Here is a 26,546-nt window from a genome sequence, read left to right as displayed (position 1 = left end):
TTCTTTACAAAAAACTCGAGCAGTTATGCACAAAGATTCTAGAATCTTTGTTGCAGGGCATAGAGGGCTTGTTGGGAGTGCGATTACTGATGAATTAAAAAGACAAGGATTTGCGAATATCATTACACGCACAAAAAATGAGCTTAATCTCTTAGATTCTCAACAAGTTGAAAACTTTTTTACTACATATAAACCAGAATTTGTTTTTCTTGCTGCGGCAAAAGTTGGAGGGATTTTAGCAAATAATACTTATCGTGCGGATTTTATTTATGAAAATTTAACAATACAAAATAATATCGTGATTAATTCTTATAAAATTGGAGTAAAGAAATTGCTTTTCTTAGGGAGTTCTTGCATTTACCCAAAAGATTCCCCACAACCAATTAAAGAAAACTATCTTTTAACAAAAGAATTAGAATATACTAATGAACCTTATGCAATTGCAAAAATCGCTGGTATCAAAATGTGTGAGAGTTTTAATCTGCAATATAATACGAACTTTATCTCAATTATGCCAACCAACCTTTATGGAAATAACGATAATTTTAATCTATTAAATTCCCATGTTCTTCCTGCACTCATTCGTAAAATACACCTAGCAAAATTGCTAAGTGATAAAAATGAGGATATGGTATATAAGGATTTAATGCGTGATTGTGCTACAAATGAAGATGAGGCAAAGGCAATATTGAGGAAGTTTCAAATAGATGCAAAAAGTGTGGGTGTGTGGGGTAGCGGTAAGCCAAGAAGGGAATTTTTACATAATCAAGATATGGCAAGAGCAAGTGTATTTGTCATGCAGCATGTAGATTTTTGTGATTTAATAGATTCTCATGAGGTGCGAAATACACATATCAATGTTGGCTATGGTAAAGATATAAGTATATTTGATTTAGCAAATCTTGTTCAAGAAATAGTCGGTTTTGATGGAGAAATTGTCTTTGATAGCAGTAAGCCAGATGGGACATTCCAAAAACTTATGGATTCAAGTAAGCTTCAAAGTTTTGGGTTTCAGCCACAGATTTCATTAAGAGATGGTATAAAAAGTGTCTATCAACACTATTTAAAACAATACAGCTAATCATTTATGTTTGTGAAGATAGAAAGGTTAAGTATTATTAAAATTGATTGAAGGTATTTTTTGAATACCTTGTTTTTTGTGTGGGAATGTTGAGTAGAATATCTGTTCTGTATTTTTTGTAAGGTAGCGAGTTCATTGTGAGAATTTTAAGATTTAGTAGTGTGGTTTGTGATAGAGTTAATGTAATTCTTTTTTAAGCCAATTTTTTATTACCATAAGTCCATTTTTTGTAAAAATAAATTCTAAGATTACCAACAGAGTTGGCATTCCTATCAATCATGATATTTTACAAGTGTTATTTTTAGTATTTATCTCTATGGATAAGAATCAATTATTATATGTATTCTTGTTGAATTTGTTAAAAATTCTTGAATAAAATTATTATCACACTAAAGAAGTTTTTGTTCATAAAAGAAGTAATATAAGAATCTAATTTTTTAACATTTTGTTTTGTGCTTTTTACTATATTCTACAATTTTGCCATGTAGTCTTGCCATGATTTGTGCAAGTGAAATATCAAAATCATAAAGTTGCTTTGCTTGTTCTAAATTATTACATAAAAAGCTTTGTAACTCGGCATAATCACTGCATTCAAACCCTAAGCTAATTAATAATTTTTGTGTATATCTATCCACAACCATCTCTTCTCTTTTCAATCCATAATTTAATATGTTTGATGCACTTTCATTTCCAATACCTTTTTGTGCCAAAAGCCATTCTTTGCTTACTTTTAGGCAAAAAGTTTCAAAAGAGCAAAAATCCTGCAAGATATTTTTTGCTAGTAAAACAATTCGTTGTGCTTTTTGGTTATGAAAACCTGCTTGTTTAATAATACCTGCCAAGTAAGATAAATCCATATTGCTTATTGTTTTGAGAATCATGTTTGAGAATTGTGGTTGAGAAATAGAGGCTAATGATGGGAACGGGTAGTTTTTAAAGTCTTTTTCGTCTTGCATAATCATTTCATTTATTCCTGGATATTGTATGAGAGTATTATAAAGAAATGTGTAGAGATATTTGAGTGCATGTGCAGCGTTTTCATATTTTGTGTTTTGTCCCAAAATACTTGCAAAGCAAAATAATACATTTGGTTGTTGTTGCAATGCTCCGTGTATTTCTATACCATTTTCGATTTTTAAAGATAAAAATTGTGGCCACCACCAGCTATTTCGGTCTCCAACATAATAATGTGGTTTAAGAGCACATAATAGGTCATAACCATCTGATATTTGTTGGTTTGTAAAATAACGAGTGGGCATTTTAAGTTTTTTCCTTTTTTGTAAGTATGTCTAATCTATATTATCAATAATACATAATATTCTTATGTTATTTAGAATATTATGTGAGATAAGAGTCGCAAACATTGTACAACAAATCCACAACTCTTTATCATTGAGACACAAGATTCTGTGATATTTCTCTTTGGAAATTACTTATAAAATTATTCTTTCATGTTTGCGATTTGTTCTTTTGTGATAAGTGTAAGATTGGGTTCTTTGTTGTATTTGGATTCCTTTGTATCTATGACCAATCTTTGTAATGCAGCTTTATCTAAATTGGTTGGATCAATATAGATTCCCTCAAATTTTTCCTTATTGATTGCAACAAAAAATTGTGAATCCTTTTTTGCAATAACAACATTATTATTTTTTGACATACTCATAATATCAATTTTTACATTGACTTCAACTTTTTGTTGATTGGTTAGAATTAAATATTTTTTTACATGTTTTGTCTGATGACTTGTGTAGTATTTATACATTGCTTGTTCATTTGAGGCAGTAATTTTTCCTTTATCAAGTTTTTTTATAGTTTGACCTAGAAATGTCATCATACAATATGGTTCATTAATATTATGTTTGAAAAACACATTGCGTATCGAGATAGATTTCATTCCCAGTTCCCAAATTTGATTGTCAAGTTGTGTAGCTGTTACATTCAGTGCTTCTTCTGTTTTTTCACGCAACATATTCATTGTTTTGCGGAAAACTGCTTCAAAAATTTTGAGATTTTTATCAGCAAAATTTTTACATAAATTATCAAGATTATCTAGAGCTTTCCGCAGTGTCTGGCTCTCTTCATGTGCTTTATCTGCATTGACGCGTACTCTTGCTATTTTTTCTTTTAGTTCATTCTCGTCGCCCCTTTTTGCATCAAGCCTATTACGCAACACTTTTAGTTCATGGCTCGAGATTCTAATTTTATTTTCTAATTGCATAATACGTTCTTTTACGCCATTTGCAGCTCTTACAGCACCTTTATAGTTAAATTGATACTCTAAGAAAACTTCTTCAAAAACTCTTTCAGGATTCACTTCATTTTTAGAGAAAAAATTGTGTGAATATTCTAACATACCAAGTCGTGAATGGTATTCAGCAAACATATCTATGTTTAACTTTCTATCTGAATAAATAAGAAAATCAAGTGCCTTATTTAGGAATCTCTTACAAAGCGAGTAGTTAATTAGTGGGGAAATCGCAGGAACATCTACTTCTTTTAAAAATTCTAAACTTTTTAGTTCGAGTGAAAAATACTCTTTTATACAATCTTGCACGCTACGATTAATTTCAATAGATTGCAACTTTAAATAATTTGTTTGTGCGAAAACTTTTTGAATTTCTTTTGCCCTTAGCTCAGATTCTTTATTTTTTAATTCTTCATCAGTGTTACTTTTCCAAAAATCAATTTCACGGATAAGTGCATCGGGTGGAAACTCTTGATATTTTGAAGCTCTCGCATCTGTTACTAATATTCCGTTGTCATTTGTGCGAAATTCAACATACATACCTACTGCAGGGCGATTTCTACCATCATGCCAACTATCTTTTTTAAGTTCAAAAATCTTTTTTGATGCATTCATGATAACCCCTGAACCAGTGGTGGCAGTATAGCGTGTTATTTTCCCGTGCATTAAAACTCCTCAAGACTATATTTAATATAATTGTTGGTTATAACAATCGTAAAATTTTGTTATAATTTTAACAAAAAAATAGATTTTATATCAAGGATTTCAGATAAAAAAGGTATATCTCTTTATTTTTCTTAGTATTTGTGTATTATTTTTTTGGTTTGCAACAATTTTTGGTTACACTAATCCCAACATTGCTTTGCAAGGAATGCTTGTTGAAAATCGTTTTTTTCAAATTCTTGGATTTGGCAACAAGTTTGCAGTATTTAATGTCGGATTATTTGGTTATTTAGCATATATTTATCCACCTTTATTGTTGCTTGTAATATACAGATTCTATGATGATGTGAATTATTCTTTTCAAAAAATACGTCTTACTTTTGCATATTTATTACTCTTTATATGTTTATTAATTCTACAAGCACTTGTTTTTCATGTGGGCGAATTTGGTATTTTTATAAAAGGACTTTTAGAGCCTTATATTCATATATTTGGACTTTTTTTGCTTGTCGTATTGGGAATTATTTTTTCCTTAACAATTATATCAAGTAAAATGATGAATTTTTTTATACAATATCTAGGAGGAACATTGATGATGATGAGAAAATCTTTTACCAAAACAACAAAAAAAATTATTGAAAAATGTAAGAACTTTTATGTTGATTTACGATTAAATTATCTACAAAACTTAAACAAGAAGATATTAGATTTTGAATATAGCGAAGTCGTTACAATGCCAAAAAGTAGATATACTTTTCATGAAGATTTAATTGAACCTCCATTAGATGAAAAACAGATGGGCGAAGATAACACAACAGAGCATCATTCTTTTAACATACAAATGGATCAATATGCAATCAGGCAGGCAGAAATTTTGCCAAATAATATACAAACTCAAGAACAACATACGCAATCACATCTTGTTCAAACAAATAACTTTAATATGCCACAAAATCAAAATATCCAAAAAAATGATGTACGAGATTTTGATACAGATTCGGTAAATAACATATCTGAACTTAGTAAAATAAAACAGGAAAATACAATTTATACGCAAAGTTTGGACGATAAGGATTCCATACAGAATCAAACTTCAATAGTTTTTAAGCAAGGCAACCTAAAAGATCAGCATACTTCGCATAATTTTGATTATTTACATCAAGATTATGTTATTAATACGTCTTATACACCACGTACACAATTACCCAACACAGAAGAAGATGTTTTGCAAAAATTCCAAAAACCAAATACACACATAACGACAAACATGCCCGGAAAGCCAAATTTAATAAATATAAAAAAAACAAACAAAGAAGAATCCCCGGCAATTCGATTGAAAAATATTCAAGAAATAACACCACAAAATCAAGTTTTACAAAGATTTATTAAACCACAAAACGCGATTAAGGAACAATGGTTTATTCATCATAAGGCACAAGAAGAAATCCAATCCAAGACAACAAACACTAATAGTGTAGATAATGAAAATTTACATATTGTTCTAAAGAAAAATTATTCTCCACAATCTAATGTAATAAATGTGAAGCAAGAAAACAGTGATTTGCACCAAATTATTGCGGAAACGCTTCATAATACACATGCTAATAGTTCTACATTACGCACAAATACCGAGCAAGAAAGGGAGTCTGGGATTCGTATAAAGAATACTGCAAGGCATACAACAAAATCTCCATTATCTGTTTCAAATGACTATAATTACAATAGAGTAGGGCAGAATCTTGAATCAAAAAATCTTGCTATAACAAAAAATATTGAATCTGAAAATGGGAATATCCGTTTAAAAACTACAATAAAGAATACTTCAAATAATACTTTAACTGAATCCTTGTCATCAACAACACAAGATCATCAATATAAGAATAATGATAAAGCCTCTGAATATGTTTCTAAATCGATAGAATCAGATATACAGCAATCAAAAAATAAAGAAGTAACGCATAAGAGAGATTTTCTAAAAGATGAGAGTATCTCTGCAAATATGCCACTTCATTCGACTTATAAGCCATTTGACATGAGTTTTACACAAGATTCATCTGCAAAAAAAATTTCTTTATCACATAATAGTGAAGTTGCTCCTAATGATACATTAGAAATGAATCTAGATTGTGGGAAAAATTCCATTAAAGATTCTCAAATTATAGAAGATAATTCAAGCACTTTGCATGAATTATCTTCAACAAAAAAGCAACCAGAATCTACTTATGATAGACAAGAAACTCAGCATACGCAGCAAGTTTTGCAGGACAATCTAAAAACACAAGATGTGCCTATGGAAGAAACAACAGAAGAAATAACACTTGAAATCCCTGCATTTCCAGCACACCTACTAGGTAATTATGCTACTCTTTTTGGTATTTCAGATAATTCTACCCATAGAAACACTATAAAATCTGATAACAATCAAACAATACATGATAAAAAAGAATATATAAAGTCTCATATATATAGTGACACAGAATCTTTTTTGGCAGTTCCCACACAAGACCATATAGAAAAAAAGATAGAAATTACAGAAATTACACAGAGTAATCTTGCTACACAGGGGACAACAAGTCCTACTATTGTAGATAATACCCATGTAAATGGCATCGAAAGATCACAAGCTATTCAATCGAATTCTAATAATTCTTTCGTAGAGGCAAATAATCTTACCCCAACAAAATCTTTTATTGCAAGAGGATTGCAAGACACAATGGAAACTAACCACCATCAACCTTTTCCTCAAGATACCATGATAAATGACTTAAAAGAAAAAGATTCATATATACACCTACAAGAAACTTCGCAGCCAAGCACACAAACGAATTTGCATATTAATTTGCAGATGAATCCATCTACAAATACTATGCAAGAATATGAATCTACCCAAGATGTAAAAATATCAGAACCAAAATCATTGCAACCTAAAGCAGAAGTGTATAATCATGATTTGAAACAATATGAACAAAATAACAGATTAGAAAGTCCTTTGCAAAATAATAAGGTAGAATCTGTTCCTTACAATCTGGATTCTACACATTCAAATCAAACTAAAGCAAATTATCATGATATGATAAGGACACAAGAAAAAGGATATAATGTACAACAAATACAAATCAAAGAGCAACCAGATTTTATAGAATCGACTTATTCACAAAATGTGTTGTCGCAAGGTAAAGCATTATCCGATACAACATCAGTGCAACAAAGAAGCAAAGATTCAGAGATTATGCAGACTCAATCTAGTTCCATGCAGAATCTTCAGCAAGATTCTCATATATCTTATGATGAAATACCAACCAGTAGGTTAAAAACACAGAATGCTACAACCCATCAATACCCCAGTGAAATTCAACAAGATTCTAATTTACAAAATATCATACCCTACACACTCCCTCCAGCAAGCCTTTTAAGTGTGCCAAAATTTCATGAAAATATAGATGATCAAGAGATTGATAGTAAAATAGAGAATCTTTTAGCAAAGCTTCGTGTATTTAAGATTAAGGGGGATATTGTAAGCGTTTTCACAGGGCCTGTTGTAACGACTTTTGAATTTCGTCCAGAAGCAGATGTAAAAGTCAATAAAGTCTTGGGTTTGCAAGATGATTTGGCGATGGCATTAAAAGCTAAAAGTATCAGAATTCAAGCTCCTATACCAGGAAAAGATGTTATGGGAATTGAGATTCCAAATAATAATGTTGCTACAATTTATTTGCGTGAAATTTTAGAATCTCAAGCATTTTTACAAGCAAATGATTCCTTAAGTATTGTTTTGGGAAAAGATATTATGGGGCAACCAGTTGTCCAAAATCTTGCAAAACTCCCACATTTATTGGTAGCAGGGACAACAGGAAGTGGGAAATCTGTTGGTGTAAATGCAATCATTCTTTCTTTGCTTTATCGTAATAGTCCAGATGAATTAAAACTTATGATGATTGATCCAAAAAAGGTAGAATTTGCTCCTTATGAGGATTTACCACATTTAATTACTCCAATTATAAATGCTCCAGATAAGGCAATACAAGCATTACAAGCAGCAGCAATAGAAATGGACAAACGTTATGAAATTCTTTCTGAACACAAGGTAAAAACTATTCTTTCTTATAATGAAAAAGTAGAGCAAAAAATGCCTTTTTTTGTAATCATTATTGATGAACTCGCAGATTTAATGATGACAGGAGGTAAAGATGCTGAAGCACCAATTGCACGTATTGCACAAATGGGTCGTGCCGCAGGAGTTCATCTTATTATTGCTACACAGAGAAGTAGCACAAATGTCGTTACAGGAACAATCAAAGCAAATCTTCCTTCTCGCATTAGTTATCGTGTTGGAAATCGTGTAGATTCTAAAGTCATTCTTGATGCTTCAGGAGCAGAAAGATTGCTTGGCAATGGAGATGGTTTATTCTCTTCACCAAATGGCTTACAGAGAATACACGCACCATGGGTAAGCGAAAGAGAGATTGAAGAGATTATTGATTTCATTAAATCACAAAGAGAGCCACAATATGATGAAAATTTTTTAAGTGATAACAAGTCAGGTGTGGATCTAGGTGATAAATTTGTGGGTGATGGTGGTATCCTTGATGAAGCAAAGGCGGTTATGTTGCGTGATAATAAAACTTCTATTAGCAATCTCCAACGTAAATTAGGTATTGGTTACAATAAGGCTGCAAATATCGTTGAGCAACTTGAGTTAGAGGGGTTTCTTTCTGCACCAAATAATAAAGGTGAGCGAACTATTATGGGATAAATTTTACTTAATGTATAAACTTACAGAAGAATGTTATAACCAAATATAAAGCTTGGTTTAAACTTTAAGACATTTAATATTGAAAATCTCTTTTTAATGTGATGAATGTATATTATGATATTCATTATGCTTCATAGAATCTTGTTGTTTTGTGTGATGTGTATTGCGATTATCATTTATATGCATTTCATGTTTAGAGTGCGAATTTGCTTCAGGAGAGATAAAGTAACTGACACCTTTATAGATATTTGAAAAGGCGAAATAGCTCATAATAAGAAAGGATATTTTTAATAATATATTTCTAGCTTTTGAATGTAATAAACTTGCACTAAATATCCCAACTAAGAACAATGGAAGAAAAGTTCCAAGTGAAAAAATAGCCATGGTAAGAATTGCATACCAAATATTCATTGCATCAGCAGCTTTGATTGCAAATATATAGACTAAATGACAGGGTAATAACCCATTTAAGATTCCAATAATAAAAAAACTAAAGATACTTTTTGATTGTATGGCTTTTTGAAAAGCTCTTTTATACCATTTATAATTTCCACTAGGTGTAATGTTTATAAGAAATTTTGGAAAAAAAGTAATAAGAAGTGCGGTTATAAATAATAAAATCCCAAGTATAATAAAAATTATTGCTCTAGAAGCATTGCTAAAACCTAAATTTACACTAATAAGACTAAAACAAATACCAATTGCAATATAGCTTGTCGATCGTCCAAAGAAATATACGACATTCGATAATATTTGCAATATTGTAGAATTGTTGAATTTTCGCATATTACAACTTAAGACAATCCCTCCACACATACCAATACAATGTGCTAACGAACCACTAAATGCAGCCATAAAAAGCATAGAAATTTCAAAACCCATTACCTTTTCCTATATTATTATGGAATTTTTTTTGCTTTTTCATCATTAAAGATTTTATTTAGCATATTCTCAGCAAACTCATATTATAATAAAAACTTTTTAAGAAATGCTAAAAAACATTTATTATTTTTATAGATTTTATTTATGGAGTTGAATCATGTCTATTCTATCGCGTTGGTTTGTGTCCTTTTTCTTTTTTATAGTATTATTACCTACTATATTATTTGCTCAAGATATACAACAAGATACATCTGCAAGTATTCCAAGTAGTATAGACTCAAAGATAGAATCTGGAAATTCTAATAATCAAGCCTCTAATATAACAAAATTAGAATTAGCTGGAGAAGATTCTTTTGGTTATGATGTGAGCAATAAGATACGCAAGACAAAGAGCAACTTTCATGTTGGGATTGGTATGAATATGGTTTATGATTCCAATCTTAGTAAGGTGCAATTTAATGCCAGTATAATAGTTGGCTATAGTTACTTTTTCCATAAGACTTTTGGTCTTCGCGGATATGGTATTTTTGACAACAAGTATAATAGCTTTTATGGTGCATTTGGTATTGATGTGATATGGGATTTTTTACAAACAGAACCATTTGGTATGGGGATTATATTAGGTAGTAGCATTGGGTATTCTCAAGGATATAAGACACAAGGGGATGGATTCTTGGGGCAAGCACATGCTGGTATAAGTTTTATTTTTGATGCTGGTAGAAGTCGTATTGAGGGGATTGTGCGAATACCATATAATGATGTTCCTTCACTTCCAAATTTTACAAAGGTTGGGATAACCTATATTATAATGTATTCTTATACTTTTTAGAGTATTAAGTTTTATAAAAATACCACAAATAATGTGGGGATTCTTATCTATAAAAATTTGTATGGAATCTAACTCCAAATATTCAGATTATTTTTGTGTAGAGATATTTTATTTTTTTTAGATTTGGTTTAATTTTAAAAAAGTATTTTGAAGTGGTGTGGATAAACATTGCAAAAATTACCAATATTTTAAATTGAGGCTATTAATTTTCAATATTTCTCAAAGACATCAAAAATATTTTGCTATACTAAAGTATAGGCTTTCAAGCTTTAAACATAATTTATTTTAAAGGAAACAAAATGAAAATAACTTATACTCTCACAGATGAATCTCCAGCACTTGCAACTTACTCTTTTTTACCTATTGCAGAGGCATTTTTAAAACATGCAAATATACAAATAGAGACATCAGATATTTCATTATCCGCAAGAATTTTGGCACAATTTTCTGATATATTGAAGCCGGAACAACAAGTAGAGGATGCATTAAACATATTGGGAGATCTTGTTCAACAACCAGATGCAAATCTCATCAAGACACCAAATATTTCTGCTTCTATCCCACAATTGAAAGCAGCCATTAAAGAGCTACAAGAGAAAGGTTATGATATTCCAAATTTTCCTGATGAGCCTACGAACAGTAGTGAAGAAATTGTTAAAAATAAATACCAAAAAGTATTGGGATCTGCTGTGAATCCGGTTTTGCGTGCAGGGAATTCCGATCGTCGTTCAACTCAAGCTGTAAAAGCATATGCAAAGAAAAATCCATATAAAATTACCCCTTTTTCTAAAGACTCTAAATCATGTGTTAGCTCTATGCAACATGGAGATTTTTTTGATAATGAAAAAGCTATTTTGATAACAGAATCTACTCTTGCAAAAATTGTTTTTGTTGATTCACAAGGAAAAAGTAGTATCCTTAAAGATGATTTGAAGTTTGAGAAAAATGAAATAGTAGATGCAACTTTCATGGATGTTGGAAAACTTACTAAATTTTATGAATCCCAGATTACATATTGTAAGGAGCATAATATACTTTTCTCTCTTCATCTCAAGGCAACAATGATGAAGGTAAGTGATCCTGTGCTTTTTGGGTATGCTGTAAAAGTATATTTTAAGGAACTTTTTGAAAAATTTGGAGATGAGCTTGAAAAGCTTGGTGTAAATGTTAATAATGGAGTTTCAGAATTACTTACCAAGATAGAATCTTCAAGTAAAAAAACAGAGATTTTAAAATCTTATCATGATATATTAGCGAAAAGTGCTAAGATTTCTATGGTAAATTCAGAAAGAGGTATTACAAATTTACATGTTCCAAGTGATGTGATTGTAGATGCTTCTATGCCTGCTATGTTAAAAAATGGGGCAAGGTTATGGGATAGCAATGGAAATGAGTGTGATACAAATGCGGTGATTCCAGATAAAACTTATGCAACTATTTATGAAGCGGTGTTAGAAGATGTAAGAAAACATGGTGTGCTTGACCCAACAAAAATAGGAAGTGTGAGTAATGTTGGACTTATGGCACAAAAAGCTCAAGAATATGGTTCTCATGACAAGACTTTTATTGCTCCAAGTGATGGTGAATTCCAAATCCTTGACACAAATAATAATGTGTTGCTTGTCCATAAAGTGCATAAGGGAGATATTTATCGTGTCAATGAGGCAAAATATGCACCTGTAGTGAATTGGATTGATTTGGGAATTGAACGTGCAAAAATTACTGGTGACAAAGCTATTTTTTGGTTAGATTCGAAACGTGCAAGTAATAAGATTATGATTGATCTAGTAAAAAAGAGATTTGAGGAAAAGGGTGAAAATTTTGGGGACATTATGATTCTTCCACCAAAAGAAGCATGTTTAGAATCTTTAAGGCTAATTCGTGAAGGTAAAAATGCAATTTCTATTACTGGGAATGTATTACGCGATTATTTGACAGATTTATTTCCCATTTTAGAATTAGGCACAAGTGCCAAAATGCTTTCAGTCGTGCCAATGCTTAATGGTGGTGCAATGTTTGAGACAGGTGCTGGTGGAAGTGCTCCAAAACAAGTCGAACAACTTATAGATGAAAATCATTTGCGATGGGATAGTTTAGGCGAGTTTTTGGCTTTACAAGCAAGTCTTGAATTTTATGCATTTAAAGAGAAAAATGAGAAAGCAAAAGTATTAGCAACTGCTTTGGACATTGCTATTGGGCAATGGTTAAACAACAATAAAGCTCCATCACGCAAGGTTGGTGAAGATGATAACCGCACAAGTCATTTTTATCTTGCAATGTATTTCGCTCGTGCATTAACTAATCAAAGTATAGATTTACAAATTGCAGAATTTTTTGCTCCTATCGCAAGTGAATTAGAAACTAATGAAGTGAAAATACAAATGGAATTTAATAAGGCACAGGGACATAAAGTTAATCTTGGTGGATATTATAAACTTGATTACACAAATGCAAATACAATTATGCGTCCAAGTGCAACTTTTAATGCTATAATTGCTAAAATTGCAAGATAATTTTTTGCCACTTGAGCTAGAAATCAAAAGTTTAGGTAAAAAGATTACTAATTGCCTCACGGATAGTTTTTATCTATAATGTTATTTAGGATTATACATAGGTGTAATTCAAGTGAGGCAAAAGCCTACTAGCATTAGTAAAAAACACCCACAATCTTATTGAATCTCTATTTTCGTAGAGTAATTACCTAAAGAAATTATATTACAATTACCATATAAATATTAGAATCTAAGGAAAAATATGCAAAAGAAAGTGTTGTATGGTTATTTGTATGGAGTCTTGCTTACATGCTTTTTAGCTATTGTGAGTATTGTCTTTGTAAAGATACCGCAAATATCACATTATAATATTTCACCACTTCTTGTTAGTATTATTATTGGTGTTTTACTCTCTACGATTTATCGTAAAAATATTATAAAGTATGAAAAAGGAGTCGCTTTTAGTGCAAAAAAGATTCTAAGGCTTGGCATTATTCTGTATGGATTTAATATCTCTCTTCTTGCAATCATGAATGTTGGGATTGTTGGGATTCTTTCTTCCATATTTATTGTAATTATTGTTTTAGGTATTGGAGTTTGGATTGGTGTAAGATTTTTGGGTTTAGATAAAGATTTGGCAATCTTAGTAAGTGGTGGAAGTGCGATTTGTGGTGCCGCGGCAATCCTCGCATTAGAATCAAGTATCCGTGCAGATTCTAATAAAGGGATTATAGCAGTTGGTGTAATTGTTATTTTTGGTTTATTGGGAATGTTAGTTTATCCCCTGTTGTATGTTAGCGGTTTAATACCTTTTAATGGTACTCAAGAGGGATTTTATATAGGATTAACTCTTCATGAAGTAGCAAATGTTGTTGGAGCTGGAGGAGCAATCTCGCAAGAAAGTGCAAGTTATGCCCTCATTATTAAGATGATACGCGTCATATTGCTTGTGCCTGTTTTACTTATTATCCCATTTTTTCTTACTCACACTACAAAGGATACAAAACAACAATTACATATTCCATATTTTGCACTTTATTTTCTTGCTGTTATTTTACTACATTCTTTTTTCTCCTTACCGCAAACTTTAATAGAAATTTTACAATTTACTTCGCTTATATGTCTTAGCATAGCGATGGTGGCACTTGGTTTACAAATTGATTTTAAAAAATTTGTAAATACTGGTGGCGGGGCTTTTAAGCTCGGTTTAATACTTTTTATAATCTTAAGTATAGGGGGATTTTTCTTTGTCTATTGCCTTAGCAAAGCAGAATTTATTTAATAATATTTTATTTTTTTGTAAATAAGAAAAGTCGATATAGATTGTCATGATGCCAAGAAGAGAATTTAAAAGAGTAAGATCGCAAAAGAAGAATTTCGGAATCTTTATTGAAATATATTACAATGTTGTAAAAGAGTTCTAAAAATTTTATAGAAAATTCAATAATATTAGATAACTATTAATTTTGAAAAAATGGGTGTGAAGATAAGGGATTATCAATTGATTTTTGTTGTTCTTGTGTAGGTAAAGTTTCAGCATTAGATTTTTCTTTTTGATTTTCCTGTTGTGTTGTAGAATCAAGGGTATTTTCTAAGGATTCTATATAGTTTTGTTGTGCATTCAAATCATGGTGAATTTCTGGGAAAATACCATTCTGCAACTCTCCTTGCAGAGAATTCTTATTAGATTTTTCATCATATTGTGGATATAATTTAGAATTTTGCCAAGAATCTTGTAACTCATCAGAATGATTTTGCAATATGCTTTTATCATTCTGTATAGATTGTATGTCTGTTTGTAAAGATTGAGGTGTTCCATCCATTTTTTCGTCTTGCGATGCAGATTTTTGCTCATTGTCTTTGGAATGGTTTGAGACATCTTGAATCAAATTACCTTGAGACTCTTTCAATAAATCTTTAGAATCTTTCTTAAGATATTGCGAAGATTCTGTTTTTCTTAATAATTCATTATGTGTTTCTTGTGTTTTTACTATTTTGGGGGCAATCATATCTTGTTTGACTACTATCTTGTCCAAGAAACTTTGACTTAAAAGATCAGCACCATAACGTGCAAAATGGATTCCATCTGATGCTCTTGCCAACATACTTTTACCCTCACTATTTTTGATATATGTACTGAATTGTGAATTTACTAAAATAGCCTTTGCGGGGATAAACAACCCTCCATTCATGAGGGTAATATTATTATAAAGGTTATTTAATAGGATTATCTTATCATTCAAATTCTTATCTTTTAATGCAGGAATTTCATACCACACAACTGCAACACGATGTTCTTTGGCAATATCAAAAATTTTTTGTATACGTTCCGAATATGCAGTAATCCATGCTTCTGTGCCAAAGCGTTTATTCGGCATATTCCATGGGTCATTTGCACCTAAGCATACAACAAGCACACTGATATTTGGATTCTGACGAAGTGCATTTTTTGTTGTATGTTCCCAATTAAAAAACGATTGGTGTGTTAATCCTGTGCTTTGTTTTGCAATATTTTTTATTTTGAATCCCTTATCCCTTAATTTTTTTACAAGCGAGATTGCGATACCCTGCATAAGAGAATCTCCAATAAGTAAAAAATGGGTATTAGGAGCAACAAAAAGTGTGTCTTCTTTAATCTCCACTCCTTTTTGGAGGTAAGACTGCAATGTCGTATAAGCACCAGAATCTTGTAAATAAGTTTGATGTTCCGGTGTTGTATTGGAGATAGAAGCATTGTCTGTTTGAGAATCCTGCAATAATGTATTATCTTGTATATTCTCTAAAAAAAAATTAGGATTACTTGTAAATTTGCTTGAATCTTGCATTTGAGATTGTTCTATATCGTTTGAATTTTGTATCATATATTGTTGCATGTGCTGTTTTATATTTGTCTCAATAGAATCTTGATGAATAACATTGATATTTTTATCAGATTCTTTTTGTGATATATTCTTAGTGTCTTGATAATCAAAAAGCATGATTCTGTAACTCTCAATTGCATCTGTAATACCATTGCTGAATTTGAATAATGGATTGTCTGTAAAAGTTATATCTTCTGTATAATGATATTGTTGCACGATATAGTTCAATAAGCTTTGATGAAAAATACAAGCAACTATTATCATACTTGTAAGAGCAGTATAAGCAAAATGGACGAATCTCATTTAAAATCCTGCATAAATAAAATTTGGGATACCATTTGGAGAAAACCCAATGATTATAATTGCACATAAAGAAATAGCAATAGGTTGTAAAAGAATTGGAATTTTTTTTAGTATAAATGCACATTTTCTTTCTAAATTATAAAAAAATGGATAAATAAAAAATAAGATACAAGCAAACAAAAACCATACAATTTCAATATTTTTTATAGGATTTTGAGAAGAATAAAAAGATGTTACATAAAGCAATGCTTCATCAAATTGGGAGTAATAAAAAAATATCCATGCGAACGCAACGAAATGAAAGGTAATGATTGAGCTAATATATGGAACTTTGATGTTCATATTAAGAAGTCGAAAAAGATTAAAAATTATTGTACCGATTCCATGCAATAGCCCCCATATAAGGAAATTGATGGTATTCCCATGCCAGATTCCTGAAAGTGTAAATGAAATTAAAACAAAAATTTGTGTAAGAAAAAATCCTTTTTGATTGCCACCCAGCGGTATATAAATATAATCACGGATAAACTGAGAGAGTGTGATGTGCCAACGAGACCAAAAATCACGAATATTGTGTGCCATATAAGGCATGTTGAAATTTTTTGGCAAACTGAATCCAAGCATTAGAGCAAATGCACTGACTAAATCTACATAGCCACTAAAATCGCAATATAAACGAACAGTATAAGCATAGATTCCAAGCAAAAGTGCTAGAGGACTTTGTTCTGTTGGATTTTGCAAAATAGAATCTGAATAAACTTGTAAATAGTTCGCAAAAAATACTTTTTTTATTAATCCAAAGAGGATTAAAACAAAAATTAAGTCAGCATGTCGAAATACCCTTTTTGCGTGTAATTGTGGAAAAAAGTATGAACTACGCATAATTGGACCAGAAATAAAAGTTGGAAAAAATGAAAGAAACATGGCTAAATTACTAAAATTTTCATATTTTCTTGTTTTATATACTTCACATAGATATGTAATAGAAGTAAAAGTATAAAAACTAATGCCCAATGGAAAAAGTAAGTTAATATCCACAACATCTAATCCAAACCATGTAAAAAATGTATCAAAAGAGTCTTTAATATCAGTAAAATATTTAAAAAAGGCAAGATGAAGAATCGACAATGCTATACATAATAAAAGCATGATCTTTGTATCATACTTATATAAGAGAAGAGACATAAGATAAATTGTAATTGTGTAGATAAAAACCACTATCGCAAAATAAGGATTAATCCAGAGCAAAATAATATAGTTAAATATAAGAAGAGAAAAATTTTGAATCCTATTGCCATAGAATCTTAACACCCACCAATACAATATAAGAAAAACAAAGAGGATAATCCCAAACTCAGGTGTAAAATAAATCACAAAACAACCTTAATGATAATCACAAAATAAGATTCTAAATATCAAAAACAAAGAATAATTAATATCGAAATCCAAAAAGTTCTACCTATCTATTTAAGATTACAAGAAATGATCCCTTATATTATTTTATCTATTCTTTTTCTTTCAATGAGAATGAATAATCAAATATTTATTTTCTAGTATTATGAGATAAATATAATAGTATATCGACATCTTTTTAATATTTTATATTCTTGAAAATTTTTCTTTCCCTTAAATGTGAAATTCAAAGAGCTCATTATGTTAGATATTTTGTGCAAGATATTCCTGTAAAATTGTATGCAATTTATCACGCAAAGAATGTGGTGCAAGGATTTGAATATATGGAATCCAAGCTTTTACAAGATTGAGAATCTCATCTTCAAAAGCTATTTGTGTGCTTACGATAATCCCATGCTTACCTTCACTAATAATCGTTTTGTTTGCAAGTATTTCTTTACGCATAAAATATTCACGTGCTTCATTTGCAATATGCAATTTAACCATAAAAGTCTTATTTGAAAACCACTTTAGATTACTTTTAGCTATTTCTTCTACAATATCTTTTCTTATCTGGAATTTTTCTTCACAGATTTCATCATTACTAATTTTTGTCAGCACAAAATGTTTTAAAGTGTTGTTTTCATCTGCAAGCAAATACCATATACCTTGAATATTGATGAGTTTATAGGGTTTTACTTTTCTTGTTTTATTTTTATAGCAAAAAGAAAGAAAGTTGTGTTCTAAAATCGCAATCCTTATCGTGTCAAATTTGTCATACTGCTGTGTTGTGTCTTCAAAAGCTTGGTTTTTTATCATATATGCTACTTGTGTTTCACGATTTATAATATTTGGAATCTCATTATCGAGCTGAGGATAGAGTGATCTTAAGCCGTTAAAAACTGCAAAATCAGCTATATATTTACGGTGAATATGGTTTATATCGTAATATTCAAGGGAGATAAAGTTAGCTTCTTTTTTAATAGGAATAATTTCGCGTAATCTTTTTATGTCCCGCTGAATAGTTCTTAAACTCACACTATACTCATCTGCGAGATCTTGTGGTGTCATTATGTTTCCTAACATAAGTTTATAGAGAATTGAGAGATTGCGTAACAGTGCTTTATCGTGGGATTGATTTGTATCTGCATTATATTGTTTCATTCTATCCAAGACCTTTGAAAATTAGAGGCAAAAGCTCCAGAGAGTTTTAATAATAAAATTCTAAGCCAATCAGTATTTTGTTTTTTACTCTAAAATATAACATAATATTCCAATCCCTGAATTATTGAGTAAAGAGGAGATCTTGTTTTTTAGAATCTTCTGGCGACCAATATGGATCAGTTTTATACCCACATGCAATAAAATAGCAACCAACAATTACTAAAATGTACACTTGACAAATTTTGGCTATAATCCTCATCATGAAAACCTTTAAAGAGATTTTAACTTCACAGCATTTTTTTGATAAATCCATATCAAATGGGTATTGCACAAAAAAGACGCTTAATTTTATAATAAAATCTCATAATTTACAACCTTTATTGCATTTTATTCGTCCAAATATTAAAAAACATATTTTAGCTGTGATGGTATCAAAGAAAGATAGCGAAGAGATTCTTGTTGGGTTTAAATCTCACCCTGTATGTATTGAATTTAACAAATTCCATGCCAAAGAACTATTATATAGAATCCATGCAAAAGATTCTCTTGCAAAAGCCCTCAATTTACAAGAATATAAAAAAATAAGAGGTTATGTGTCAAAATCTTATTTGCAAACTTATACAATCAAAGAAATAAGCGAACAAGATTTTCATGAAAGAGCAAATGGGGATTTTATCAATCATGCAAAGATTCCAGAAATATCAAATGTATTTGAGGAGATTCGTGATGTTATTAAACTCAATAAACGACATATTCAAAATTTACAAACATTCCCATAAGTCCATTATATTAACAATATTAAGCTTTCTATCTTACATTCTATTCGTTTCTTCTTATCCATATTTATCATAGATTATATTACAAAAACTCGCCTACTTTTTGTTGTAGTAATTAAAATAGTTTTGCCCTTCATAGTGAGCATAAAATTTATGCTTTAGATTTTCGATGTTGTGATTGTAGTATAAGATTCTCATATAAAGTCATAAGAACAATAATTTTCGAGTATTTTCATTACTTGTTGAAGAGTGAAGTATTTATGCAATCTTTATAACATTTTGTTTGTGCCAACATTTCAAATCTCTTCTCAAAAAGAATACTATTTTCGGAAATATTTTTTAATCTTTTCTTCGTTAAAATTTTCCTTTTCAAGAATCTGAAAAGATTTTCCTTCTTTATAAAGAATGAGATTTCCTAAATTTTCTATACATTTTATTTTTTTCTCTCTACCAAAAAATCCAACCTTTTGAAAAATCAATTCTTTTGTATATTCCTCTACTTCAATAAACGGAATTCTTTCTTCAAGAAAAATATTTTGCAGAATCAGAAAATTTTGCACATCTTCACGATAACCTTGAACAGATTCCAAACTTGAATGGGGAATAAAATATGCACATTCTGTATGATTGGGACATTGTGCATTTTGTGTAAGTGTGCGTGGCAAAAACGCATTGCTAAAAATTTTAGATTCAAAATATTCATTGAAGAGTGATAAAGCATTTGTTTGTGTTATGTCTATCTTTATCGGTTTTTTACCCTTTGTGTAAAGAATCGCAATATTTATAGGTAAGGAGATATTTCCAGAATCTTTTGATATGTTTTCTTGTAGAGTTGCATGAGCAGAAGAAGTAGATTCTGCAAGATTAATGAGAGAAGAGGGAGTAATTTCTGCCTGTTTATCAAATCCAACCCATTGATATTGCCCTAAAGTATCATTAAATATTTCAAGCGTGATGTTGGAGTTCGAGTTTTCTTGTGTGTTTTGAGCAAGGATACTTTGTTTTATCTTAAAGCGATTGAGATAAAGTTGTTTTTGAGATTCGTTAAGTGGCTTTTCTATGTGCCATTGTGGCAAAAGCACACAAAGATTCTGACATTGCGGAATATAAGTTCTCTTTTGTAAGGAAACTTCACATTCTCCTTCTTTTGTGCAATCCTCGTTTAAGAAACTTTCTTTTAGTGTGAATTTAGATATATTTTTTTGCATATTTTCTTGCACTAGTTCTTCGTCTGTAATGATGAAATGTTTTGTAAGAAAGTTGTATATATTTTGTTTATAACTTTCTGTTTGGATATAAATTTCTCCGTTTTCATAGACAAAAAAATTATTTTTTATAAAATCATGTGGAACACATGGGTTATCTGGCATTTGCAATGGAGTAATATCAAGTCCATTTGCTATATCAATGCTATTATCTTCATGAAGAATATAAAGCCAAAGAGATTGAATATTATCATAACTGAATAAATTGTAATCTATCTGTGTTAAAGAAGAGCTAGAATTTTGTTGTGTGCGTATTTGAGAATTTGAATCTTTTGCAAAGGAATCTTGTTGCATTATTTGTGGATTGTCAAGATTAGGAACATCTTTGAGTGTTGCTATCATAACAAGTCGTTTGTTTGGGCTTTGAGATTCTTGATTTATTTTTATTCCATCAATAATAAAAGTATGAGGAAAGCTCTTTTCTTGTATATTTTTTTCTCTATTCTCTTCTACAAAAAGCGATGAATTACGAATCCTCAATGTAAGTGGGACAAAATCATGTGCATGATTTGGAATCTTATTTGTGCTAATAAGGTTTTTTATTGTAGAGCGAGTATATTTTGCGATTTCATATTGTCCTGTTTGCTGTGAACTACCAAGTGGATAAATAGTAGGAACGAAAGGATTGGAATGATTGTTAGTGGCGTCATTTTGCTCCACAATCTTTCTTAAATAATCTTGCATTTTTACATTATCAATAAAACATTCACCATTAATATTTGCCAACCCATTTTCTTTATCAATCCATGAAAAACGATATTCTAAGATAATATTATTTGGTATTTGTGTATTGAGTGATTGAGGATTCGTTGTAGATGTTTGTGCAGTATGTGCCAAATCTTTTATTGTATAGATTCGATAAAAATTTTTCATTTTCTGTATATCAATGATACGAGAGTTTTTTATTTCCTGCCCTTGAGAGTTATCATTTATAGTGTTATTTTGTATCATACCATTTTTTGCAATAATAAAAGATTGTTCTCTATTATTTTGTAAATTGTCCTGCGTATTATTTATAATTCCTACCCCATTTATTCTTAATAGATTCCATGTTGTTGCTATTTCATTTAAATCTTGAATATGAGATATTAAATTATCATCCGATAGTTCATCAAGTGTTTGATTTGTGGTTAATATTTTTTTGTTGGTTGTGAAAGACGGTTGTATTCTTGTATTTTGTTGCCATATTATTACAACAAGATACACAATTAAACACGAGCAAATGAGAATAGCAAGCAATAAAAATAATTTCAATTTTTTCATAACTTTCCTTTTTCTGATATAAGAATCGATATAATGTATTATTGCTGAATCTATCTATGTATAGTTTTTGATACAATAAAATATATTTATATAAATTTTCACTTATAAAAATTCTGTTTTTCTATTTATTGTTTTATTGATATGCTGTAAACATTTTTGATACAAGAGATTCTATAAGGTTATACACTTTTTCAAAGCCTTCATTATTTTGGTAATAATAAGGATCTGGAATGTCTTCGTTATTTCCAAATTCCCCAAGTTTTTTTACTTTTTGTGGTGGGAATCCTAACGCAAGAATATCTTTTTTATTGTGAGAATCCATTGCTATAATTAAATCAAAATCCATATCATCATACACATTAATGGGGCGAGATTGCAACATGGAAATATCAATATTATGTGACTTTGCTACCGCTATTGATCGACTATCAGGTGATTCCCCACGATGAAAGTTACTTGTGCCACATGAATCTATTTGCAGATTCCAATTATTCTTTTTGCACAAATCGCGAGCAATTCCTTCTGCTAAAGGTGAACGACAAATATTTCCTAAACAAACAAATAAAACACTTTGTAATTTCATAGTATTCCTCACAAAAAAATGCTAGAATTATAGCAAAAATTCTATAATTAAAGAGGATATATGCCAATTAGTATGCGAATTGCATTTTTTATCGCTGTTATTTTATTGCATGTTTTTATTTATTTTATTCTTTTTAAAAATATTTCTGCAAGTCCCATGATAAAACATCTTGGCAAATTTATTGTTTTTGTAAATTTCTTTTGCATCATAATATTTTTGAAGCTTTATCACATGCAAATGAATCCAATTTTATATACAATTTTATCAAGCACACTCGGTATATTTTGGATTAGTTTAAGTGTAGCATTTCTCGTTTTTATCATCGCCATGTGTATTCGTTTTGGATTTGGATATTTTACTCTTTATCAATTACAACCAAAGATTCTATTAATTGCGTGGTGTGTTATTGGTATACTTGTGAGTTTAAGTTTTTATTTAAATGCAAAAAAACCAAGTGTTGTTGAACAAACTATTGAAATTGAGAATCTTAAGCAATCATTGAATGTTGTTTTATTAACAGATCTTCATATTGATGTTTTAATGGATAAGAGAAAAGTTGCCAAGCTTGTGCAACAAAGTAATGAACTAAAACCAGATATTATTATTTTAGGAGGAGATATAGTTGATAATTATTATCCAATAGTTCAAGAAAGTGTCAAAGAGCTTGGAGGACTTAAGGCAAAATATGGGACATTTTATGTACTTGGAAATCATGAATATTATTATGATACTTATACAATTCTTAGGGCACTCAATAATCTTGGAATCACAACATTAATTAATCAAAATATAGTTTTACGCAATCTTGGCATAAATATTGCAGGAGTAGCCGATTTAGCTGGACAGAGAGGTACATTTAAACAAAGTGTCTTAGCTCCAAATATTATAAAAACATTAGAATCTAGCTATGAAAGATTTCCTACTATTTTTATCTCCCACCAACCAAAAATTATTAAATATTTCAATGGTGAAAATGTTTCTTTGGTATTAAGTGGTCATACACATGGTGGGCAGATTTTCCCTTTTCATTTTTTAGTAATGATTGAGCAACCTTTTTTACAGGGTTTGCATAGTTTTCATCACGGCAACAAAGATTCTCAAATTTATATAAGCAAGGGGGCTGGTTGGTGGGGTATGCCCATGAGACTTTTTGATACACGAGAAATCAGCTTTTTACATCTTATACCAAAACAATAATATGGATTTAATATGGGATTTATAAAATTATCAAATATCTTATTGTCTTTACAAGCAAAATAGTTTTTATGATAATTTCTTCTGTTTGTTAATTTTTATACAATAAAATCGTATTTTTTTGATAAAATTGTTATCATGATTTTCGAAATTTGTCAAACTAATGAATTTTCAAAGAGAATCTCTTAGGAATTACTTTTTAAATCAAAAATGTGTTAGAATCTCTAACTTAGAATTTTAAAACATGTAATTCAATTTAAAGGGTAGTAATAATGAAAAAAATGAATTTTTATTTTTTGTCTGGTATTGTGTCATCAGCATTGCTCGTAGGTGGTTTTGGTATCACGCAAGCACATAATATAGGCATGTCGTTTGAAAATAATCATAATATGATTGTAGCCCAAGCAGAACCAAATACCGATACAAAATCTAAGAAAAAGCTTTCAAGAGCCGAAAAAGATCAGGCTATACAGAAATTTATGAGTGCAGTAAGCCTTGTAGAAAATAATTATGTAAGTGATTTAGATACAAGTGAAATCATTGATAAAGCAATTTCTGGCATGTTAAGTAATCTTGATGCGCATTCAGCATATCTGCAGAAAAAAGATTATGAAGACTTGCGTGCAAAAACGAGCGGAAGCTTTAGTGGTATTGGTATCCAAATTGGTATAAAAGATGGTGCTTTAACAGTTATTGCCCCTCTTGATGATACTCCTGCAAAAAAGGTTGGTATTAAAAGTGGAGATATTATTATAAAGATTGATGATAAACAAACATTGGATATGAAAATTGATCAAGCTGTGTCATTGATGAAAGGACGAAAAGGCACAAAGGTAACGCTCACAGTTGTTCGTGCTGGTGAGGCAAAACCGCTTAAGTTTGAAATTAAACGCGATGAAATTAAGGTAAAATCTACTTCCGTGTCAAAGATTGAAGAAACAAATTATGCTTATGTACGTGTTGCAACATTTGATCAAAATGTAACTCAAGAAGTTAGACGAGGGTTGAAACAATTGGGAAAAGTTGATGGAATTGTGCTTGATTTGCGAGGGAATCCCGGAGGGTTGCTGGATCAAGCTGTATCGCTTGTTGGATTATTTGTAAAAAATGGTATTGTTGTGAGCGAAAAAGGTAAGATTGAAAATGTGGAACTTAAAGTATCCGGTAATGCCGAATTTGCAAATATACCTTTAGTTGTCATTGTAAATGGTGGAAGTGCATCTGCAAGTGAGATTGTGGCTGGTGCATTGCAAGATCATAAAAGAGCAATCATTGTTGGTGAATCGACTTTTGGAAAAGGTAGTGTCCAGAAAGTTTTACCATTTGGCAATCAAGCAAAAGAAGCGATAAAGCTCACTATTGCAAAATATTATCTTCCAACAGGTAGAAGTATTCAAGCAATTGGAATCAAACCAGATATTGTTGTTGCAGAGGGCGAAGTGCCTCTCGGGGCAGAACATCAACTCGATTTTAAAGAGGCGGATCTCAAGCGACATTTAAAAAATGAGTTATTGAATGATGAGAATAAGGTGGATGCTAAAAATGAAAAGACAGAAACTGATACAAAAAATATAACGCAAGCAATGATTCTGAGAGATATTCAACTGAAAAGTAGCATTGATGTTCTAAAAACTTGGGGAGTTATTCATTCTCAGTAAAACAAAAAACTTAGAAGTTGCATGTATGATGCACATTGATATAAAGCTATCATAAAGGTAGAATAATTTTCTAAACTTTTTGCGTATTTAAATAGAAAAAATCAGCAAGTCTTTTTGAATGATGAGTTATAAATTGAAGCGTTAGATAAATGTGTGGAATCGTGAAATATTTTCTCATTGCAATATTTTGATTATAATTTTTCTGTTATAGTATAAATTTATATTTTTATGTGAGATGTTTTTTAATATAATATTCCAAAAAAAGAGTAAATTATTACATAAAATTGCAGAATTACATTTTACTCATATTTGTTGTTATTTAGATTCTCTAGGGTATCATTTTACTTTATCTTTTATTCTAAATTAAGGGGAAGTTATGAATCTTGAAAATATTATTCAATCGCAGAATTTGCTTTATGAAGGTAAGGGGAAAAGGCTTTATAAAATAGATAATACAGACACTCTTTTGTCTGTATTCAAAGATGATCTTACTGCTTTTAATGCACAGAAAAAAAGTAGTGAAAAGGGCAAAGGATCGTTGAATTGCCAGATTTCTAGTCAAATTTTTAAGATTTTGGAAAGCAAAAATATTAAAACACATTTTATTCAAACACTTAATGATAATACGATGCTTTGCAAAAAAGTTCAGATTATTCCGATTGAGGTAGTTGTGCGTAATATTGCTACCGGGAGTCTCATAAAACGACTTGGTATCGCAGAATCTTTAATTATTAAAGATACACCATTAAGACAACCTCTTGTAGAATTTTATTATAAGGATGATGCACTTGGAGATCCAATTATAACCGATTCTCATTGTCTGATGATGAATTTGATAACTTCTGAAGAAATAAAGATTCTTAAAACTATTGCATTGCAAGTAAATGAAATTTTACAAGAATATTTTGATAGAGCAGGATTGAATCTTATTGATTTTAAATTAGAATTTGGACGCGATAAAGATAACACAATTATCCTTGCAGATGAAATTAGTCCTGATAGTTGTAGGTTGTGGGATAAAGTTACACATAAAAAAATGGATAAAGATATTTTTCGACAAAATCTTGGTAGTGTAACTTCTGCTTACAAAGAAGTTTTAGAAAGATTAAATAATTTATAGTTGTGAATTTATATACTATATT

At 30.3% G+C, this 26,546-nt stretch carries 17 protein-coding genes and 1 pseudogene; 9 read left to right on the top strand and 9 right to left on the bottom strand.

Annotated elements, in window-relative coordinates; translation table 11 throughout:
• Positions 1 to 25 precede the first annotated feature (25 nt).
• Positions 26 to 1,081 carry a GDP-L-fucose synthase family protein gene (locus CQA53_RS02380; RefSeq protein WP_115542466.1) on the top strand — a complete coding sequence of 352 codons (1,056 nt, stop codon included), beginning with the start codon at positions 26 to 28 and terminating at the stop codon, positions 1,079 to 1,081.
• A 437-nt stretch (positions 1,082 to 1,518) separates the two neighbouring features.
• Here CQA53_RS02380 and CQA53_RS02375 read toward each other — a convergent pair whose 3' ends face one another.
• Together CQA53_RS02375 and CQA53_RS02370 are read right to left on the bottom strand one after the other, a co-directional pair.
• Positions 1,519 to 2,340: an endonuclease III gene (locus CQA53_RS02375; RefSeq protein ID WP_115542417.1), complete on the bottom strand. Its 822-nt coding sequence runs from the start codon at positions 2,338 to 2,340 to the stop codon at positions 1,519 to 1,521.
• 182 nt (positions 2,341 to 2,522) lie between these two features.
• A complete protein-coding gene (locus tag CQA53_RS02370) occupies positions 2,523 to 3,992 on the bottom strand; it encodes a hypothetical protein (protein WP_115542416.1) in 1,470 nt (489 codons plus the stop codon).
• A gap of 3,343 nt (positions 3,993 to 7,335) precedes the next feature.
• Between CQA53_RS02370 and CQA53_RS13685 the strand changes: the two are divergent.
• A pseudogene (locus tag CQA53_RS13685) lies at positions 7,336 to 8,742 on the top strand (DNA translocase FtsK); the annotation flags it as partial.
• A 93-nt stretch (positions 8,743 to 8,835) separates the two neighbouring features.
• Here CQA53_RS13685 and CQA53_RS02360 read toward each other — a convergent pair.
• Positions 8,836 to 9,624, bottom strand: a complete 789-nt coding sequence (locus CQA53_RS02360) for a sulfite exporter TauE/SafE family protein (protein WP_115542415.1) — start codon at positions 9,622 to 9,624, stop codon at positions 8,836 to 8,838.
• 157 nt (positions 9,625 to 9,781) lie between these two features.
• Between CQA53_RS02360 and CQA53_RS02355 the strand changes: the two genes are divergently transcribed.
• The 3 genes from CQA53_RS02355 to CQA53_RS02345 all read left to right on the top strand — a co-directional run bounded on the left by CQA53_RS02355 (position 9,782) and on the right by CQA53_RS02345 (position 14,227).
• Entirely contained in the window at positions 9,782 to 10,453 is a 672-nt protein-coding gene (locus CQA53_RS02355) for a porin family protein (RefSeq protein WP_115542414.1), read from the top strand.
• 299 nt (positions 10,454 to 10,752) lie between these two features.
• Positions 10,753 to 12,966: an NADP-dependent isocitrate dehydrogenase gene (locus CQA53_RS02350; protein ID WP_115542413.1), complete on the top strand. Its 2,214-nt coding sequence runs from the start codon at positions 10,753 to 10,755 to the stop codon at positions 12,964 to 12,966.
• A 241-nt stretch (positions 12,967 to 13,207) separates the two neighbouring features.
• The gene (locus CQA53_RS02345) at positions 13,208 to 14,227 is read left to right on the top strand and encodes a YeiH family protein (RefSeq protein ID WP_115542412.1); all 1,020 of its coding nucleotides are present in this window, start codon (positions 13,208 to 13,210) and stop codon (positions 14,225 to 14,227) included.
• A 178-nt stretch (positions 14,228 to 14,405) separates the two neighbouring features.
• On the opposite strand, the gene CQA53_RS02340 is transcribed toward CQA53_RS02345, so the two are convergent.
• From CQA53_RS02340 to CQA53_RS12250, 4 genes are all read right to left on the bottom strand, one after another.
• Entirely contained in the window at positions 14,406 to 16,109 is a 1,704-nt protein-coding gene (locus tag CQA53_RS02340) for an SGNH/GDSL hydrolase family protein (protein WP_115542411.1), read from the bottom strand.
• Entirely contained in the window at positions 16,110 to 17,483 is a 1,374-nt protein-coding gene (locus CQA53_RS02335; protein WP_115542410.1) for an MBOAT family O-acyltransferase, read from the bottom strand. It lies immediately after the preceding gene.
• 282 nt (positions 17,484 to 17,765) lie between these two features.
• On the bottom strand, positions 17,766 to 18,665 hold the full coding sequence (locus tag CQA53_RS02330) for a helix-turn-helix transcriptional regulator (protein ID WP_115542409.1): 900 nt from the start codon (positions 18,663 to 18,665) through the stop codon (positions 17,766 to 17,768).
• Between the two features lie 121 nt (positions 18,666 to 18,786).
• Entirely contained in the window at positions 18,787 to 18,924 is a 138-nt protein-coding gene (locus CQA53_RS12250; protein ID WP_181882324.1) for a hypothetical protein, read from the bottom strand.
• A 1-nt stretch (position 18,925) separates the two neighbouring features.
• Between CQA53_RS12250 and CQA53_RS02325 the strand changes: the two genes are divergently transcribed.
• A complete protein-coding gene (locus CQA53_RS02325; RefSeq protein WP_115542408.1) occupies positions 18,926 to 19,444 on the top strand; it encodes a hypothetical protein in 519 nt (172 codons plus the stop codon).
• A 317-nt stretch (positions 19,445 to 19,761) separates the two neighbouring features.
• On the opposite strand, the gene CQA53_RS02320 is transcribed toward CQA53_RS02325, so the two are convergent.
• Entirely contained in the window at positions 19,762 to 21,969 is a 2,208-nt protein-coding gene (locus CQA53_RS02320) for a hypothetical protein (protein ID WP_115542407.1), read from the bottom strand.
• 133 nt (positions 21,970 to 22,102) lie between these two features.
• Entirely contained in the window at positions 22,103 to 22,552 is a 450-nt protein-coding gene (locus CQA53_RS02315) for a low molecular weight protein-tyrosine-phosphatase (protein WP_115542406.1), read from the bottom strand.
• A 60-nt stretch (positions 22,553 to 22,612) separates the two neighbouring features.
• On the opposite strand from CQA53_RS02315, the gene CQA53_RS02310 reads away from it, so the two are divergent.
• The 3 genes from CQA53_RS02310 (at position 22,613) to purC (ending at position 26,524) form a co-directional block, all read left to right on the top strand.
• Entirely contained in the window at positions 22,613 to 23,749 is a 1,137-nt protein-coding gene (locus tag CQA53_RS02310; RefSeq protein WP_115542405.1) for a metallophosphoesterase, read from the top strand.
• 269 nt (positions 23,750 to 24,018) lie between these two features.
• Positions 24,019 to 25,404: a S41 family peptidase gene (locus tag CQA53_RS02305; protein WP_115542404.1), complete on the top strand. Its 1,386-nt coding sequence runs from the start codon at positions 24,019 to 24,021 to the stop codon at positions 25,402 to 25,404.
• Positions 25,405 to 25,780: 376 nt separating this feature from the next.
• Positions 25,781 to 26,524, top strand: coding sequence for a phosphoribosylaminoimidazolesuccinocarboxamide synthase (gene purC, locus CQA53_RS02300; protein ID WP_281271160.1), 744 nt, complete (start codon positions 25,781 to 25,783; stop codon positions 26,522 to 26,524).
• Positions 26,525 to 26,546: the final 22 nt, after the last annotated feature.

This window comes from Helicobacter didelphidarum, from assembly GCF_003364195.1.
In the GTDB taxonomy this organism is placed as follows: Bacteria; Campylobacterota; Campylobacteria; order Campylobacterales; family Helicobacteraceae; genus Helicobacter_A; species Helicobacter_A didelphidarum.
This window is presented reverse-complemented; position numbering and strand designations above follow the sequence as displayed.